This is a genomic window from Hymenobacter sp. DG25B (genome assembly GCF_000801315.1).
In the GTDB taxonomy this organism is placed as follows: domain Bacteria; phylum Bacteroidota; class Bacteroidia; order Cytophagales; family Hymenobacteraceae; genus Hymenobacter.
This window is the reverse complement of the sequence record NZ_CP010054.1, coordinates 1,728,817-1,744,431: the sequence shown is the minus strand read 5'-3', so window position 1 is coordinate 1,744,431 and position 15,615 is coordinate 1,728,817. Positions and strand designations below refer to the sequence as shown.

Sequence of the window (15,615 nt, the reverse complement as noted above, 5' to 3'; positions counted from 1 at the left end):
CCTTCTGCTTCTGCCTCTAACATTCACCCGATGGAAACTCCGCAGAAATCCGTGCTGCAGCTGCCCCAGCTGATCCGCATCCTGCTGCTGCTGACGGCGGTAGTTGTGTTAGTGGTGGTGGTGCTGTTTACGCAGCTTTTCCTGCCGCCCGGGCCGCCGCCCACGGAGCCGGTAGCCGAAGCCGAGCAGGGGCCGCCCCCGGCCGGCAGCTACCGCCGCCCGGCCACGCCGGCCCCGGACACGGCCACGATTCCACACACGGCCGCCGGCCGGCAAATCCGCTACGGCCGGGACCTGATTGCGCACACGGCAAAATATCTGGGGCCCAAGGGCTCGGTGGCGCAGCTCTCCAACGGCATGAACTGCCAGAACTGCCACCTGGACGCGGGCACCCGGGGCTTCGCCAACAACTACCTGGCGGTGGCTGCCACCTACCCCAAATTGCGGGCCCGCTCGGGCACCCTCGTCAATACGGAAATGCGGGTGAACGACTGCCTGGAGCGCAGCCTTAATGGGCGGCCCCTGGCCGACAGCAGCCGCGAGATGCGGGCCATGGTGGCCTACATCCACTGGCTGGGCCAAGGCGTTCCGAAGGGGGAAAAGGTATACGGTACCGGCTTTATGAAGCTGGCTTACCTGCCCCGCGCCGCCGACCCGGTAGTAGGCAAGGCGGTGTTTGCCGCTAAGTGCCAGAGCTGCCATGGTCCCAACGGGGAAGGCAAGGCCCTGGCCGACGGCCGCGAGTACCAATACCCGCCGCTCTGGGGCTCCCACAGCTACAACGACGGCGCGGGCCTGTACCGGGTCACCAACCTGGCCCGCTACGTGAAGGCGGCCATGCCCTTCGGCGCCAGCTTCGACCACCCTCAACTAACCGATGCCCAGGCCTGGGATGTGGCCGCTTTTGTGAACTCGCAGCCGCGCCCGCATTTGAAAACACCCCGGGACTGGCCCGACATCCGCAAAAAGCCGGTGGACCATCCCTTCGGACCGTATGCTGATACCTTTTCGGAGCGCCAGCATAAGTACGGGCCCTATCAACCCATTGCCGATGCGCATCCCGAGTTGGCGAAAGGCCAGTAAGCCGGCTGTGTTCCGTTTTGCCCGTTTACTGCTGGCCGCCGTACTGCTGCCCGCCGCAGCCCGGGCGCAGCACGCCGAGCCGGCCCTGACCCCGCCGGTGACGGGGCGCATGCGGCGGCCGCCCTACCCCGCCCCGGCAACGCCGGATACCGTGCGGGCCCACTCCCTGGCTGAGGCCTTTGCCCGGGGCCGCTGGCACGGCCGGGTGCGCAACTATACCATGGCCACGCTCAACCAGGGCTCCTACCCCGATTACTACGCCAACGGCCTGGGGGCCGGGGGGCGCTTTGAAACAGCCTCCTTCCATGGTCTGCAGCTGGGAGCAGGCGGCTTTTTCTGGGCCAACCTGGCCTCCAATAACCTGGCCACGCCGGATACGCTGACGGGCGCCGTGAGCCGCTACGAGGTAGGTCTGTTCGACGTCACCCACCCGGGCCGGCGGCGCCTCACCGGGCGGGCCGAAGAGCTTTTCCTGCGTTACCGCTGGCGGCAGTCGACGGCTACGCTGGGCCGGCAGCTGCTTTCTACCCCGCTGCTTAACCCCCAGGACGGGCGCCTGAGCCCCAACTACGCGCAGGGCCTGTGGCTGGAGTTCCGGGAGCTGCCCCGCACCACTTTCTCGGCCGGCTGGCTGACCGGCGTGGCCGTGCGCTCCACCACCGACTGGACCTCCGTGGCCGGCTCAGTAGGCCTGTATCCGGCGGGCGTGACGGAAACCGGTCAGCGCGCCCTGTACGCCGGCCAGCTGCGCAGCCGGGGGCTGGGCCTGGCGGGCATCAGCCGGCAGTGGGGCCCGCGCACCACGGCGCAGGTCTGGAACTACTACGCCGACAACCTGTTTAACGCCAGCTTTGCGGAGCTGACCACCGGCCGGGCCGTGGGCGCAGGCACACTTACGCTGGGCGCGCAGTACCATTACCAGCGCACGATTGGCAACGGCGGCCACCCCGACCTGCAACGCGCCTACAGCGCGCCGGGCCGCCAGGCTCACGCCCTGAGCGCCCGCCTGGGTTACCAGTTGGGACCCTGGAGCCTAAGCAGCAACTACACGCGCATTACCCGCACCGGGCGCTTTCTGTTTCCGCGCGAGTGGGGACGGGAGCCGTTTTACACCTTTCTGCCCCGCGAGCGGGAGGAAGGCTTTGGGGGCCTGGATGCTGCTGCCTTATTGGCCAGCTACTCCTTCAGTCCGGGCCTGAAAGCCGAAGCCGGCTACGGCCACTACTACCTGCCCAACGTGCGGAACACCCGCTTGAACAAGTATGGTATGCCCTCGTATCGCCAGCTGAATGCCTCCCTTACCTACGCTTTTCCGGGCGGGGCCACGGGGCTGCGCGGGCAGCTGCTGTACGTCTACAAAGGGGCCTTGGGCAATACCTATGGCGAGGCGCGCTACGTAGTAAACAAAGTGGATGTACACCTGCTGAATCTGATTCTCAACTACGATTTCTAACCTTCTTCTCTTTGCATCATGATGACAAGCCTGCTTCGTTTATCCGCCCTGGCCGCCTTGCTGCTGACGGGCTGCGCCACCTCGCACGCCCAAACGACGGCCCCAACCAAGGCAGCCACGGAGTTTGCCGGCGCCGTGGCCGATAAGGCTGAATACAAGGTGGTGTATCAGCTCGACAGTAACGACCCCAAGCTCATTTCCCAGACGCTGCATAACATGCTTAATGCGCTGGAAGACCCCCGCCTGAAGGGCAAGCTGCAAATGGAGCTGGTTGCCTTTAGCGGCGGCACGGATGTATATCTGAAAACCCAGCCCTATGAAGCCGACCTGCAGGCGCTACGCCAAAAAGGTGTGCTGCTGGCCCAGTGCCTGAACAGCATGAAAAAGCGCAACCTCAGCAAGGAAGACCTTTTTCCCTTCGTATCCTACGTGCCCACCGGCAACGGGGAGCTGATCATCCGGCAGGCCCAGGGCTGGGCCATCGTGCATCCCTAACGGCCCGGCCGTCCGGCATCCATTTATCCGGTAACCATTTTCTGCTATGGCTCCCCGTCTCGGCTTGCGCGAAAACTGGCCGCAGTTCACCCTGCTGGTAGCAGTGAATGCCTTTGTGGGTGGGATGGTCGGCCTGGAGCGCACCATTCTGCCCCGGCTGGCTGAGCAGGAATTCCATCTGGTTGCCCGCTCGGCCATTCTTTCCTTCATCGTAGTTTTTGGGTTTACGAAAGCGGTGGCCAACTACTACGCGGGAGCCTGGGCCAATAAAGTAGGACGCAAAAACCTGCTGGTCATCGGGTGGCTCTTTGGCCTGCCCGTACCGCTGCTGCTACTGTGGGCGCCTACCTGGGGTTGGGTAATTGGGGCCAATGTACTGCTGGGTCTCAACCAAGGCCTGGCCTGGTCGAGCACGGTGGTGATGAAGATTGATTTGGCAGGGCCTAAACAGCGCGGCCTGGCCATGGGCCTGAACGAGTCGGCGGGTTACCTGGCGGTGGCCGCCATGGCTTTTGCGTCAGGGTGGGTAGCCACAGAATATGGATTACGGCCCTACCCGTTTTATCTGGGCATAGGGCTGGCCGTGGCTGGCCTGCTAGGCAGCCTGTTGGTGCGCGATACCGGCCACCATGTGGCCCTGGAAGCCGCGCAGACCCCGGCCGAACCGGCGGGGCCGCCCCCCTCCTTCTGGGACGTTAGCTGGCGGCATCCCAACCTGGGCTCGGTGACGCAGGCCGGACTAGTCAACAACCTCAACGATGGCATGGTGTGGGGCCTGCTGCCGCTGCTGCTGGCCGGCAAGGGCTTTACCCTCACCCAGATTGGCACCGTGGCAGCCGTGTACCCGGCTGTATGGGGCCTGGGCCAGCTGGTGACCGGGCCGCTGGCCGACCGGCTCTGCAAGAAGGATCTGCTGTTCTGGGGCATGCTGCTGCAGGGCGCCGTGCTGCTGGTTATGCTCTTCACTTCCTCTTACCCGGCCTTTCTGCTGCTGGCGGGCCTGCTGGGGGCGGGCACGGCGCTGGTGTATCCCACGTTTCTGGCGGCCGTGGCCGAGTATGCGCCCCTGGCGCAGCGGGCGCACAGCGTGGGCATCTTCCGGCTGTGGCGCGACGCGGGCTATGCCATTGGGGCCCTGCTCACCGGGGTGCTGGCCGATGCCCTGGGCCTGGGTGCTGCCCTGGCCGCCATTGGCGGGCTCACGGTGCTATCCGCTCTGGTTATCCGGCGCCGGATGTACTGCCTGCCCGCGCCGGATAACATGGGTTCATCTACCGGCAGCTGTGCCCGCCCCGCTCCTACTTCCCGCCGGAGCAGTACGGTACTCAACGGCCCGCTGCGCCGCTACCCATTCTGGCTTACGGTAGGCGGCGCGGGCTAAGAACGGCCCGGCTCGCGGCTACTGGCGCAACTTCTACCCGGAAGACTCCGGGCCCAATTCAGTTGCCGCCATTCCCTTTGTCTACCGGTTTTAATTTTTACTGAACATGATGGAAGTAAGGGCGAAATAATTGACAAAAATCATGTGAATACATGTTAATATGTTCGTAATTGCATATAAAATTGAATTGAGCACCCCACTCTTCCTTGTCCCAGTCTACCTCAACTTTTTCCGCTATGAAAACCTCCCAAATTTCCCAACACTACCAGGTCCTCATTATTGGGGGCGGCAACGCCGGTTTGTCGGCAGCGGCGCAGTTGCTGCTGGCCGACCGCCAGCTGGACGTCGCCATTCTGGAACCCAGCGCCAAGCACTACTACCAGCCCGCCTGGACGCTGGTGGGCGGGGGCGCCTACGATATTCACGACACGGAGCGCAACGAGGCCGACTTTATCCCGAAGGGCGCTACGTGGCTGCAGGAGGCAGCGGCCTCCTTCGAGCCGGAAGTTAACGTGGTGGTTACGGCCAGCGGGCAGCGCCTGGGCTATGACTACCTCATCGTGGCGCCGGGCATTCAGCTGGACTGGTACAAAATCAAGGGAGCCAAAGAAGCCTTGGGCAAGAACGGCGTGTGCTCCAACTACGGCTACGAGCTGGCGCCCTACACCTGGGAGTGCGTGAAGAATTTTAAAGGCGGCACAGCCCTGTTTTCGGCCCCAAACACGCCGATAAAATGCGGCGGCGCACCCCAGAAAATCATGTACCTGGCCAGCGACAACTGGCGCAAGCGCGGCGTGCTGAACAAGGCCGATGTACATTTTACGACCGGCGGCGGGGTGCTGTTTGGGGTGAAGGTTTTCGCCGATGCCCTGCAGAAAGTGGTAAACCGCTACCACATCAAAACCGATTTCCTGCACAACCTCAAGGAAATTCGCGGGGAGCAGCAGGAGGCCGTGTACGAGGTGTATAAGGATGGCCAGGTGGTGGGCGAAAAGACGATGAAGTTTGACTTGCTGCACGTGGTGCCGCCCATGAGCGCCCCCGACTTCATCAAAAACAGCCCCCTGGCCGTGCCCGGCAACCCGCTGGGCTGGGTGGATGTGGACAAGCACACGCTGCAGCACGTGCGCTACGCCAACATCTTCGGGCTGGGCGATGCCACTTCCACGCCCAACGCCAAAACCGGCGCGGCCGTGCGCAAGCAGGTGCCCGTGGTGGTAAAAAACCTGTTGTCGCTGCTGCGCGAGCAGGTGCTGACCGGCAACCCGCCCTACAACGGCTACGGCTCCTGCCCGCTGATAACGGGCTATGGCAAGCTGATTCTGGCCGAGTTCGACTACGACAACAACCCCACGCCCAGCTTTCCCGTGGACCAGGCCCAGGAGCGCTTTTCTATGTGGCTGCTGAAGCGCTATGCGTTGCCGTGGCTGTACTGGAACAAAATTCTGGCCGGCAAAGCCTGATTTTTTCGTTAGCAGGAATCCGCGTACGCCGGCTGGCCAGAGGGGCCGGCCGGCGTTTTCCGCTTTGGCGCCCGCCATCGGGCCCTCGTTCTTAACTCCTTTCTCCGCTATGCCTGCCACCCTCTCCCTGTTCCAGCTCAACGACGTGCACGGCTACCTGAATCTGCACCAGGAGCTGTTTCACGTCCCCGGCCCCGTGCGCCTGGAAGACCTCTACAACATTGTGCCCATGGACCCGGAAATTGAAACCGTGGCGCTGACCGGCACCGAGCTGCGACAAATGCTGAAAGCCAACCTGGAAAGCACCTACCGCGGGCAGCCCCTGCACCAGATGGGCGGCTACGTGAAGCGCGCCCTGGGTTTGTAGGTTTCCTTCAAAGCTGAAAACCCCAAAGGCAGCCGCCTGCAGCAGGTGTTTGTGCAGGGCCAGCCGCTGGACCCGGCGCGCACCTACTCGGCGGCGTTCATCACGGCCCAGGGCGTACCGGCAAAGCTTGGGCAGCAGCGCCGCAAAACCAGCCACCACGCCGTGGCGGCCATGCGCGCCTACCTGGAGCAGCACCGCCCCCTGGCCGTGGCCCACTACCACACGTTTGTGGTGGTGTGACCGGGTAGGCCGGGTGCCCAAACGCCACCCGGCCGGCGGCCGTGCTATCCTGAACCAGCTTCCTAATCAGCGGCATCGTATACTTGCTTTTTAGGAGGAAGCTGCTGTATGAAGGTTTTATTGGTAGAAGACGAGCCGAAGCTGGCCTCGTTTGTTAAGAAAGGGTTTGAGAATGAGGGCTATGAGCTGGAGGTAGCCTACGACGGGCGTATGGGCCAGTCCTTACTCCAGCAGAACCGCTACGACCTGGTGGTGCTGGATGTGAATCTGCCCTACGTGAATGGGTTTGAGCTATGCCGGCAGGCACGCCAACTCAACCCACACCAGCCCGTGCTGCTGCTCACGGCCCTCGATTCTCTCGATGATAAAATTGCGGGCTTTGAAGCGGGCACGGATGACTATCTGGTAAAGCCGTTTGCATTCAGGGAGCTGCTGCTGCGGGCGCGGGTGCTGACCCGGCGGCACGCGGCCGGCAGCCCGGCCCGCCAGCTCCTACGCTTTTCCGACCTGGAGCTAAACCTGGACACCAAAGTGGTAACCCGGGCCGGCCAGCGAATTGAGCTGACCACCAAGGAGTACTCCTTACTGGAATATCTGCTCCTGAACCGCGGCAAGGTAATTTCGCGGGTGGATATTGCCGAGCGGGTCTGGGAGCTGAAATTCGACACCAATACCAACGTTATTGATGTTTACGTGAGCTACCTGCGCAAAAAGCTGGATAAAGGCTACCCCGTAAAACTGATTCATACGGTGGTGGGCATGGGCTACGTCCTGCGCGAGGGGTAGGCGTATGCTGATTCGCAATAAACTTATTCTGCGCTTTACCCTGCTGGTGCTGGCCATTCAGTTGGCGCTGTCCGCCTTCATTTATTTCTTCCACGCGGCGGCGCGTCAGGAGCGGTTTGCCCAGCGCCTGGCGGGCAAGGGCCGCATGACGGCGCGCCTGCTGCTGCGCACCCCGCAGCCCGCAGATGCCGCCCCGCGCCTGTTCCGGCGCCGCGACCTGCTCACCATTCTGGAAGAACAGATCAGCATCTACGACCCCGCCGGCCGCCTGCTGTACACCAGCGGCGATGAGGTTCAGCAGCAACAGAACCTGCGTTACCTGCCGCTGGTACAGCCTGGGGCCCGGCCCCTGCGCTTTGCCGCCGACAGCCTGGAGGCCGTTGGAGTGGCGTATTTGTACCAGGGGCAAACATACCGGGTTTTTGCCGCCGGCCTCGACCAGTTTGGCCATCTGCAGCTGGAAAAGCTGCGCCTGATTCTGCTGGTAGGCAATGTGGGGGCGCTGGTGCTGATTATTCTGGCGGGCTGGTATTTTGCCGATGAGTCGCTGAAACCGATAAAGCGGGTGGTGGGCCAGGTAGAGCGCATCACGGCCGGGCGGCTGGGGCTGCGCGTGCACGAAGGCAACGGCACCGATGAAATAGCTCAGCTGGCCGTGACCTTCAACCGTATGCTGGCCCGCGTTGAGCAGGCCTTCGAGATGCAGAAAAACTTCCTCAGTCATGCCTCCCACGAGCTACGCACGCCGCTGGCTACGGCCCTGGGCACGCTGGAAACGTCGCTGACCTATGATACCGACCTGGGCGAGGTGCGGCGCAGTATGGCCTCAGCGCAGGAGGAGCTGCGCCGCCTGACCGGCCTCACCAACGCCCTGCTGGCCCTGGCCAAGGCCGAAAACACCGCCTTCCGGCGCGTACCGGTGCGGCTGGATGAATGCCTGACCCAGGCCCTGAACTACTGCCAGGGCAAGTACCCCGGCCGCCAGGTACAGCTCTCCTTTGGCGAAATGCCCCCGAAGGGGACGCCCGAACCGTTTGTGGTGGCGGGCAATGAGCAGCTGCTGACCACGGCCCTGCTAAACCTGCTCGACAATGCCTGCAAGTATAGCAGCGGGCCGGTACACGCCTGTATTGGCTACACTGGCCGAGCGGTGGAAGTGACCGTGACTGACTCCGGCATCGGCATTGCCGCCGAAGCGCTGCCGCTGGTTATGACGGCGCTGTACCGGGCCGAGAATGGCCGGCAGGTACCCGGCTACGGCCTGGGCCTGACCGTAACGCAAAAGATTGCCGAGCATCATGGCGGAAGCCTGGAGCTAAGCTCGCCGCCGGGCGCGGGCACCACCGCCACGCTGCGGCTGCCCCCGCAGTAGCGGTCAATTTTTAATGTTTTCTAATCTGGTTCTCACCCGGCTCTAATGCCGGGGCCGCTTCTTTGTGCCATTCCGCCGCAGAACGTGCGCCCTATGCCCGAGTTCCGAAACCGTATTTTACTGAGTCTGCTCCTGGGCGCGCTGCTGCTCTCCGCGGGGCTGAACGTGTACTTTCTGCAGCAGATTGACGCCCGCCCCCTCAACTATGAGCTGGAGACGGGCTTGCCTGTTTCGGTCACGGAGCTGGAGCTGGCCCAGGCCCGTGCCGAGCTGCTGGCCTGCCAGCGCGGTAGGCAGGCCGGCCCCGACAGCGTCCACGCCGTGCACGCCGCGTTCTGATTTCCGGCTGAACCTGCGGGCGGCATTGCTGCCTTCGGCCAGCTCGCTTCGCTTATACCTCACCCGGGCCACCGACTCCCGGCCGCCCTTTTGCCTTCCTTCATCATGTCTTTCCTTTCTTCATTTCTGCTGCGGACCCTGCTCCCTGGCCTACTGGGGGCTACGCTGGCCGGCTGCGGCACCAATGGCCAGGCCGATACGGGCCATGCGGCCGAACCGGATATCCCCACGCTGCCGGTTACCCGGCTTGTGGCCCACGACACCGTACTGGCCCGCGACTACGTGGCCGATATTCAGGCCGTACGTAACGTGGAGCTGCGGGCCCGGGTGCGGGGTTTTCTGGAGAAAATCTACGTGGATGAAGGCCAGACTGTGAAAAAAGGCCAGCCCCTGTTTCAGATCAATGACGCCGAGTACCGCACCCGTCTGGCCCGGGCCCGCGCCGCGCTGAGCAACGCCACTGCCCGGGCCCGGGTGGCCAGCCTGCAGCTGGACCGGGTGCAGCTGCTCACCGAGAAGAATATCATTTCTAAAACCGAGCTGGACGTGGCCCAGGCCAAGCTGGCCGCCGCCCGCTCCACCATGGAGGAAGCCCGCTCGGCGCAGGCCAACGCCGCCCTCATGCTCAGCTATACTACCATTCGCGCCCCGTTTGATGGCGTGGTGAACCGGGAGCTGCTGAAGGTGGGCAGCCTCATCGACGACGGTACGCTGCTGACCACCGTGTCGGATACGCGGGCCGTGTTTGCCTACTTCAATGTGTCGGAGGCGGAGTATCTGGCGTACATGAAAACGCGCCGGCCGGACTCGGCCCGCCGCACCAACCAGGTGCGGCTGGTGCTGGCCGACGGCACGCTCTACGCGCCTACCGGCCAGATTGAAACCGTGGAAAGCCAGTTTCAGGCCGGCACCGGGGCCATTGCCTTCCGGGCCCGCTTCGCCAACCCCGAGCAACTGCTCAAGCATGGGGCCACCGGCAAAGTGCGCCTGGCCAACCCCGTGACCGACGCGCTGCTCGTGCCCCAGAAGGCTGTATTCGAGCAGCAGGACAAAAACTACGTGTATGTGGTGGATGCCCGGGGCCAGGTGCGCCAGCGCAACTTCGTGCCCCAGAGCCGCCTCAACGCCTTCTACGTGGTGGATAGCGGCCTGAAAGCCGGGGAGCAGATTGTATGCGAAGGCGTGCAGGATTTGCGCGACGGCTCCCGCATCACGCCTCGTCCGGTGACGCTCACCAGCCTGACCACGGCTCTGTAGCCCGTCATGCTGAGCGAAGGCGCAGCCGCAGTCGAAGCATCTCTACCGCTTCGTTGCAAGACCAAATCCAACGAAGCGGTAGAGATGCTTCGGCTTCGCTCAGCATGACGGGCTGTTCCAGCCAACGGCACACCTCCTCACGACACACCTTCTCTATGTTTTCTATCTTCATCAGACGGCCGGTTTTGTCGCTGGTTATTTCCTTGTTTATCACCCTGCTGGGTGTGGGGGCGCTGTTTACGCTGCCCGTCACGCAGTTCCCCGACATCGTGCCGCCCTCCGTGACGGTGCGGGCCAAGTACAACGGGGCCAATGCCGAGGTGTCGGCCAAGGCCGTGGCCACGCCGCTGGAGCGGGCCATCAACGGGGTGCCGGGCATGACCTACATGAATACCGTAACCACCAACAACGGCACCACCCTGGTGGAGGTGTTCTTTGAGGTGGGCACCGACCCCGATCTGGCCGCCGTGGCCGTGCAGAACCGCGTAACCACCATCCTGGATGAGCTGCCCGAGGAGGTAATTAAGGCCGGTGTGGTGACGGAGAAGGAAGTGAACAGCATGCTGCTGTACCTGAACATCGTCAGCGACGACCCCACGGCCGACGAGCAGTTCATCTACAACTTCGCCGACATCAACATTCTGCAGGAGCTCAAGCGCATCAAGGGCGTAGGCCTGGCCGAAATCCAGGGCAGCCGCGAGTATGCCATGCGCGTGTGGCTGAAGCCCGACCGGATGCTGGCCTACCGCGTGGGCGCCGACGAAATTGTGCAGGCCATCCAGACCCAGAGCGTAGAGGCCGCCCCCGGCCGCACCGGCGAAAGCTCGGGCCGCTCGGCGCAGGTGCTGCAATACGTGCTGCGCTACACCGGCAAGCTTTTCGAGCCCGAGCAGTACCGCAACATCGTCATCCGGGCCGAGGCCGACGGCTCGGTGCTGCGCCTCAAGGACGTGGCCGATGTGGAATTTGGGGTGCAAACCTACCGCATGCTGTCCAAGAGCAACGGCAAGCCCTCGGCCGCCATCCTGCTCAAGCAGCTGCCCGGCTCCAACGCCTCCGACGTTATTGCGCAGGTGAAAGAACGCATGGCCGAGCTGAAAGCCACCAGCTTCCCGCCCGGCATGACCTATACCATCAGCTACGACGTGTCGCGCTTCCTCGACGCCAGTATTCACGAGGTGGTGCGGACGCTGTTTGAGGCGTTTTTGCTGGTGTTCGTCATTGTGTACCTGTTTTTGCAGGACTGGCGCTCCACTCTCATTCCGGCCCTGGCCGTGCCGGTGGCCCTCATTGGCACCTTGTTTTTCATGCAGCTGCTGGGCTTCAGTATCAATCTGCTCACGCTGTTTGCGCTGGTGCTGGCCATCGGCATTGTGGTGGATAACGCCATTGTGGTGGTGGAAGCCGTGCACGCCAAGATGCACGAAAAGCACTTGTCGGCCCTGGACGCCACGCTGGAAGCCATGGGTGAAATCAGCGGGGCCATTGTGGCCATCACGCTGGTGATGTCGGCGGTGTTTATTCCGGTGTCATTTATGAGCGGGCCGGTGGGCGTGTTCTACCGCCAGTTTTCGCTCACGCTGGCCATTTCCATCGTCATTTCGGGGATAAATGCTCTCACGCTCACGCCGGCTTTGTGCGCGTTGCTGCTCAAGGAGCCTACTGATGCCGAACGTACGGGCCTGCTGGGCCGCTTCTTTGCCGGCTTCAATAGCCGCTACGAGCGGTTTGCCGACGGCTACCAGCGCCTGGTGCGCACGGTGGCCAGCCGCCAGCTGGTGACGGTGGCGCTGCTGCTGTTCTTCTTGGCAGCCACCTGGGGCGTCAACTCCGTGCTGCCCACCGGCTTTATTCCGAGCGAAGACCAAGGCATGGTCTACATCAACGTGACCTCGCCGCCTGGCGCCACCATGGAGCGCACCCAGCAAGTGCTGCAGGAAGTGCAGCGCGTAGCCCAGACGATGAAGCCCGTGGAATCCGTCTCGACGCTGGCCGGCTACTCGCTGATGAACGACGTGTCGGGGGCCAGCTACGGCATGGGCATGATCAACCTGAAAGGCTGGGACGAGCGCCAGGAATCCGTGACCGAGCTGATGGCCCAGCTGCGGGTTAAAACCAGGCACATTACCGGGGCGCAGGTGCAGTTTTTTACCCCGCCCACGGTGCCCGGCTTCGGCAACGCCGGCGGCTTCGATCTGCGGGTGCTGGACCGCACCGGCCGCGGCGACCTGCACCGCACCGACGAGGTGACGGACCGTTTCATTAAGGCCCTCAACAATACGCCGGCCATCGAAAACACCTTCTCCGGCTTCGACCCCACCTTTCCGCAGTATCTCATTCACCTGGATGCCGACCTGGCCGCCAAGAAGGGCGTGACCGTAGCCCGCGCCATGAAAACCCTGCAAACCCTGATGGGCTCCAACTACGCTGCCAGTTTTATCCGCTTCGGGCAGATGTACAAGGTGATGGTACAGGCCCTGCCCGGCTACCGCACCAAGCCCGAAGATTTGCTGAAGCTCTACGTGAAAAACGACCGGGGCGAAATGGTGCCCTACTCCACGTTTGTGCGCCTGGAGCGGGTGTACGGCCCGGAGCAGTTCACGCGCTATAACATGTACACTTCGGCCACCCTCAACGGCGACACTGCCCCCGGCTATTCGTCGGGCGACGCCATCAAGACCATTGAGGCTGTAGCGGCCAGGGAGCTGCCGCGCGGCTACACCTTCGAGTGGAGCGGCATGACCCGGGAGCAGATTATCTCGGGCAACCAGGCGCTGTATGTGTTCGGCATCGTGCTGGTGTTCGTGTACCTGCTGCTGGCGGCGCAGTACGAAAGCTTCCTGCTGCCGCTGCCGGTGCTGCTGAGCCTACCCACCGGCATCTTCGGCGCTTTCCTTGCCCTGAAGCTGCTGGGGCTGGAAAACAATATCTACGCCCAGGTTTCGCTGGTGATGCTCATTGGCTTGCTGGGTAAGAACGCTATTCTCATCATTGAATTCGCGGTGCAGCGGCAGCGGGAAGGCCTGTCGGTGCTGGATGCGGCCGTGGAAGGCGCCCGCTCCCGTTTGCGCCCCATTCTGATGACCTCCTTCGCCTTCGTGGCCGGTTTGATTCCGCTGTGCATTGCCACTGGTGCGGGCGCTATGGGCAACCGCAGCATCGGCACGGCGGCGGCAGGCGGCATGCTCATCGGCACCTTGTTCGGGGTGGTGCTGATTCCGGGCCTCTACGTGCTGTTTGCGCGCGACAAAAAGCCGGCCCAGCCCATAGCCGAGCCTGCCGCTGAGGTTCCCGTTGCTACCCGCGTTGCAAAACCTGCCCCCGTAGCCGTCTAACGCCGATTTATGAAGTTGCTGTCTTCCCTTATTCGTTTTTCTGCGGGACTTTGCTTCCGCCGCGTGGTTCTGGCCGGAGCAACCGGGGCGCTGCTGAGCGGCTGCCAGGCTACCGCGCCGGTGGTGTTGCCCCGGGCCACACCTCTGCCCAAAAGCTTCAGCGCCGCCCCGGCCGATACTGTTAGCGGCGGAAACCTGTCGTGGCGGCAGTTTTTCACTGACCCCAGCCTGGCGGCCCTGCTGGACACAGCCGTGCGCGCCAACCCCGATCTGCTGGTGGCCGTGCAGCGCGTGGAGGTGGCCCGGGCCGGCCTGACCGCCGCCCGCGGGGCGCTGCGCCCCACCATCAGCGCTACGGCCGCCGCCAGCTACGACCGGTTTGCCGATCTGAGCGGCACCGGCTTCAATGCCACCAACGACGGCCAGACCCTGCCCTCCGTCGCGCCCGACTATTTTCTGGGCCTGCGCAGTGCCTGGGAGCTTGACCTGTGGGGCAAGCTGCGCAGCCGGCGCCAGGCTTCCTTTGCCCGCCTGCTGGCCTCGGAGCAGGGCCGCCGCCTCGTCGAAACGGCCCTGGTGGCCCAGGTGGCCCGCCTATACTACGACCTCCTGGCTCTGGACAACGAGCTGAGCGTACTCCGCAAAAACAAAAAGCTGCAGGATCGGGCCCTGGAAATAGTGAAGGTGCAGAAGCTGGGCGGGCGGGCTACCGAGCTGGCCGTGCAGCAATTTCTGGCTCAGCTGCTGCGCACCCGCAGCCTGGAGGCCGAAACCCGGCAGCGCATTGTAGGAGCCGAAAACGAGCTTAACCGCCTCTTGGGCCGCTACCCGCAGCCCATCCGCCGCGGGGCACCGCTGCCGGAGCAAACCCTGCCCGCCCTGGTCAGGACAGGGATGCCGGCCGCCATGCTGCTGCGCCGCCCCGACGTGCGCCAGGCCGAGCTGGAGCTGGCTGCCACCCGCGCCGACGTGGCTGCCGCCCGGGCCGCCTTTCTGCCCAGCCTTACCCTCTCACCCTATGTGGGCCTGAACGCCTACAAAGCTTCTTTGCTGTTTTCGACTCCCGGTTCTCTGGCCTATGGCCTGCTGGCCGGAGTGGCGGCGCCCCTCGTCAACCGGAGCCAGCTGAAGGCCAGCTACCGGCAGTCGGCTGCCCGGCAACAGGCCGCGTACTACCGCTACCAGCAGGCCATGCAAACCGGGTTTGAGGAAGTAGTGACCAGCCTGCGCGGCCTGGAAAACTACCAGCAGGCCTATGAGCTGCGCCAGCAGGAAGTGCAGGCCCTGACTACCGCCGTGGAAGTATCAAACGACCTATATACGGCCAGCTACGCCAACTACCTGGAGGTAGTAACGGCCCAGCGCAGCGCCCTGGAGGCCGAGCTGAACCTGACCGGCATCCGGCGCGAGCAGTTTCAGCTGCTGATTGACCTCTACCGGGCTTTGGGCGGCGGCTGGACCCCGGGCAGCCTTCAATAAGAGTCCATCAGCGCGCTGAATTGGCAGTTGATGATTGGTGAACATAGTCGCCATTCCTCCAGGTAGTATCGTTAACACGTCCTAAACCCAGCTACTTAACAGTTCTTCAGCCGCAATTTTTGGCTGAAGAACTGAAGCCCCTACAAGCAACTAACTTCAACGTGCAAACTCACTTATCGAACGTGGAAATTTTCATCGATTTTGCGGTGGACATGGCTGATAAGTTGCCCATTATGTGGCAGAAAGCTTATTTTATAACATATTAACTACTCCAAAATAGGATCCATCCGAACGGCATTGCCTTCGCGCCCGAAACTGGCCTTTATCGAACCGGGCGCACCAACGTAATTTTTAACACAATTGCCTCTCTTGCAGCTATTAACAACAATAAAAAAACCGGACTCAACCTCCTGAAAGGAATAAGTCCGGTTTGGTGGGCCCAACTGGAATCGAACCAGTGACCTGCTGATTATGAGTCAGCTGCTCTAACCGATTGAGCTATAGGCCCGGCGCAAAACCAGCCGGTGTGGTTGGTTTCGGCACCGCAAACTTCGACTTTTGTGGG

The 15,615-nt window shown here is 62.9% G+C and carries 13 protein-coding genes and 1 tRNA gene; 13 read left to right on the top strand and 1 reads right to left on the bottom strand.

What is annotated here, in order from left to right; genetic code table 11:
* Positions 1–30: 30 nt before the first annotated feature.
* From PK28_RS07480 to PK28_RS07420, 13 genes are all read left to right on the top strand, one after another.
* Positions 31–1,083 (top strand): c-type cytochrome, encoded by a 1,053-nt coding sequence (locus PK28_RS07480; RefSeq protein ID WP_044512980.1) that lies wholly within the window; start codon positions 31–33, stop codon positions 1,081–1,083.
* Entirely contained in the window at positions 1,052–2,536 is a 1,485-nt protein-coding gene (locus tag PK28_RS07475) for an OprD family outer membrane porin (protein WP_197070491.1), read from the top strand. Before PK28_RS07480 ends, PK28_RS07475 begins: the two co-directional genes overlap by 32 nt.
* Before the next feature lie 18 nt (positions 2,537–2,554).
* Positions 2,555–3,031, top strand: coding sequence for a DsrE family protein (locus PK28_RS07470; RefSeq protein ID WP_231576236.1), 477 nt, complete (start codon positions 2,555–2,557; stop codon positions 3,029–3,031).
* A gap of 46 nt (positions 3,032–3,077) precedes the next feature.
* Positions 3,078–4,412, top strand: coding sequence for an MFS transporter (locus PK28_RS07465; protein ID WP_082017010.1), 1,335 nt, complete (start codon positions 3,078–3,080; stop codon positions 4,410–4,412).
* Positions 4,413–4,648: 236 nt separating this feature from the next.
* Complete coding sequence (locus PK28_RS07460; protein ID WP_044512976.1) at positions 4,649–5,875, top strand: NAD(P)/FAD-dependent oxidoreductase; 1,227 nt, start codon at positions 4,649–4,651, stop codon at positions 5,873–5,875.
* Between the two features lie 109 nt (positions 5,876–5,984).
* Positions 5,985–6,242, top strand: coding sequence for a 5'-nucleotidase C-terminal domain-containing protein (locus PK28_RS20725; RefSeq protein WP_044512974.1), 258 nt, complete (start codon positions 5,985–5,987; stop codon positions 6,240–6,242).
* A gap of 51 nt (positions 6,243–6,293) precedes the next feature.
* Positions 6,294–6,482: a hypothetical protein gene (locus PK28_RS07450; RefSeq protein ID WP_156126291.1), complete on the top strand. Its 189-nt coding sequence runs from the start codon at positions 6,294–6,296 to the stop codon at positions 6,480–6,482.
* 108 nt (positions 6,483–6,590) lie between these two features.
* Positions 6,591–7,268: a response regulator transcription factor gene (locus tag PK28_RS07445; protein WP_044512970.1), complete on the top strand. Its 678-nt coding sequence runs from the start codon at positions 6,591–6,593 to the stop codon at positions 7,266–7,268.
* A 4-nt stretch (positions 7,269–7,272) separates the two neighbouring features.
* On the top strand, positions 7,273–8,640 hold the full coding sequence (locus tag PK28_RS07440) for a sensor histidine kinase (RefSeq protein WP_044512968.1): 1,368 nt from the start codon (positions 7,273–7,275) through the stop codon (positions 8,638–8,640).
* A gap of 93 nt (positions 8,641–8,733) precedes the next feature.
* Positions 8,734–8,979, top strand: a complete 246-nt coding sequence (locus PK28_RS07435; RefSeq protein WP_044512966.1) for a hypothetical protein — start codon at positions 8,734–8,736, stop codon at positions 8,977–8,979.
* 105 nt (positions 8,980–9,084) lie between these two features.
* Positions 9,085–10,236 carry an efflux RND transporter periplasmic adaptor subunit gene (locus tag PK28_RS07430; RefSeq protein WP_044512964.1) on the top strand — a complete coding sequence of 384 codons (1,152 nt, stop codon included), beginning with the start codon at positions 9,085–9,087 and terminating at the stop codon, positions 10,234–10,236.
* 155 nt (positions 10,237–10,391) lie between these two features.
* Positions 10,392–13,571: an efflux RND transporter permease subunit gene (locus PK28_RS07425; protein ID WP_044512961.1), complete on the top strand. Its 3,180-nt coding sequence runs from the start codon at positions 10,392–10,394 to the stop codon at positions 13,569–13,571.
* Positions 13,572–13,580: 9 nt separating this feature from the next.
* A complete protein-coding gene (locus tag PK28_RS07420; protein WP_082017009.1) occupies positions 13,581–15,050 on the top strand; it encodes an efflux transporter outer membrane subunit in 1,470 nt (489 codons plus the stop codon).
* Between the two features lie 431 nt (positions 15,051–15,481).
* Here the strand turns inward: PK28_RS07420 and PK28_RS07415 are convergent.
* A tRNA-Ile gene (locus PK28_RS07415) sits at positions 15,482–15,558 on the bottom strand.
* Positions 15,559–15,615: the final 57 nt, after the last annotated feature.

Excerpts from the sequence above, each read along its gene's own strand:
- PK28_RS07480 (WP_044512980.1), top strand. The coding sequence starts at position 31 with ATGGAAACTCCGCAGAAATCCGTGCTGCAGCTGCCCCAGCTGATCCGC.
- PK28_RS07475 (WP_197070491.1), top strand. The coding sequence starts at position 1,052 with ATGCGCATCCCGAGTTGGCGAAAGGCCAGTAAGCCGGCTGTGTTCCGT.
- PK28_RS07470 (WP_231576236.1), top strand. The coding sequence starts at position 2,555 with ATGATGACAAGCCTGCTTCGTTTATCCGCCCTGGCCGCCTTGCTGCTG.
- PK28_RS07465 (WP_082017010.1), top strand. The coding sequence starts at position 3,078 with ATGGCTCCCCGTCTCGGCTTGCGCGAAAACTGGCCGCAGTTCACCCTG.
- PK28_RS07460 (WP_044512976.1), top strand. The coding sequence starts at position 4,649 with ATGAAAACCTCCCAAATTTCCCAACACTACCAGGTCCTCATTATTGGG.
- PK28_RS20725 (WP_044512974.1), top strand. The coding sequence starts at position 5,985 with ATGCCTGCCACCCTCTCCCTGTTCCAGCTCAACGACGTGCACGGCTAC.
- PK28_RS07445 (WP_044512970.1), top strand. The coding sequence starts at position 6,591 with ATGAAGGTTTTATTGGTAGAAGACGAGCCGAAGCTGGCCTCGTTTGTT.
- PK28_RS07440 (WP_044512968.1), top strand. The coding sequence starts at position 7,273 with ATGCTGATTCGCAATAAACTTATTCTGCGCTTTACCCTGCTGGTGCTG.
- PK28_RS07435 (WP_044512966.1), top strand. The coding sequence starts at position 8,734 with ATGCCCGAGTTCCGAAACCGTATTTTACTGAGTCTGCTCCTGGGCGCG.
- PK28_RS07430 (WP_044512964.1), top strand. The coding sequence starts at position 9,085 with ATGTCTTTCCTTTCTTCATTTCTGCTGCGGACCCTGCTCCCTGGCCTA.
- PK28_RS07425 (WP_044512961.1), top strand. The coding sequence starts at position 10,392 with ATGTTTTCTATCTTCATCAGACGGCCGGTTTTGTCGCTGGTTATTTCC.
- PK28_RS07420 (WP_082017009.1), top strand. The coding sequence starts at position 13,581 with ATGAAGTTGCTGTCTTCCCTTATTCGTTTTTCTGCGGGACTTTGCTTC.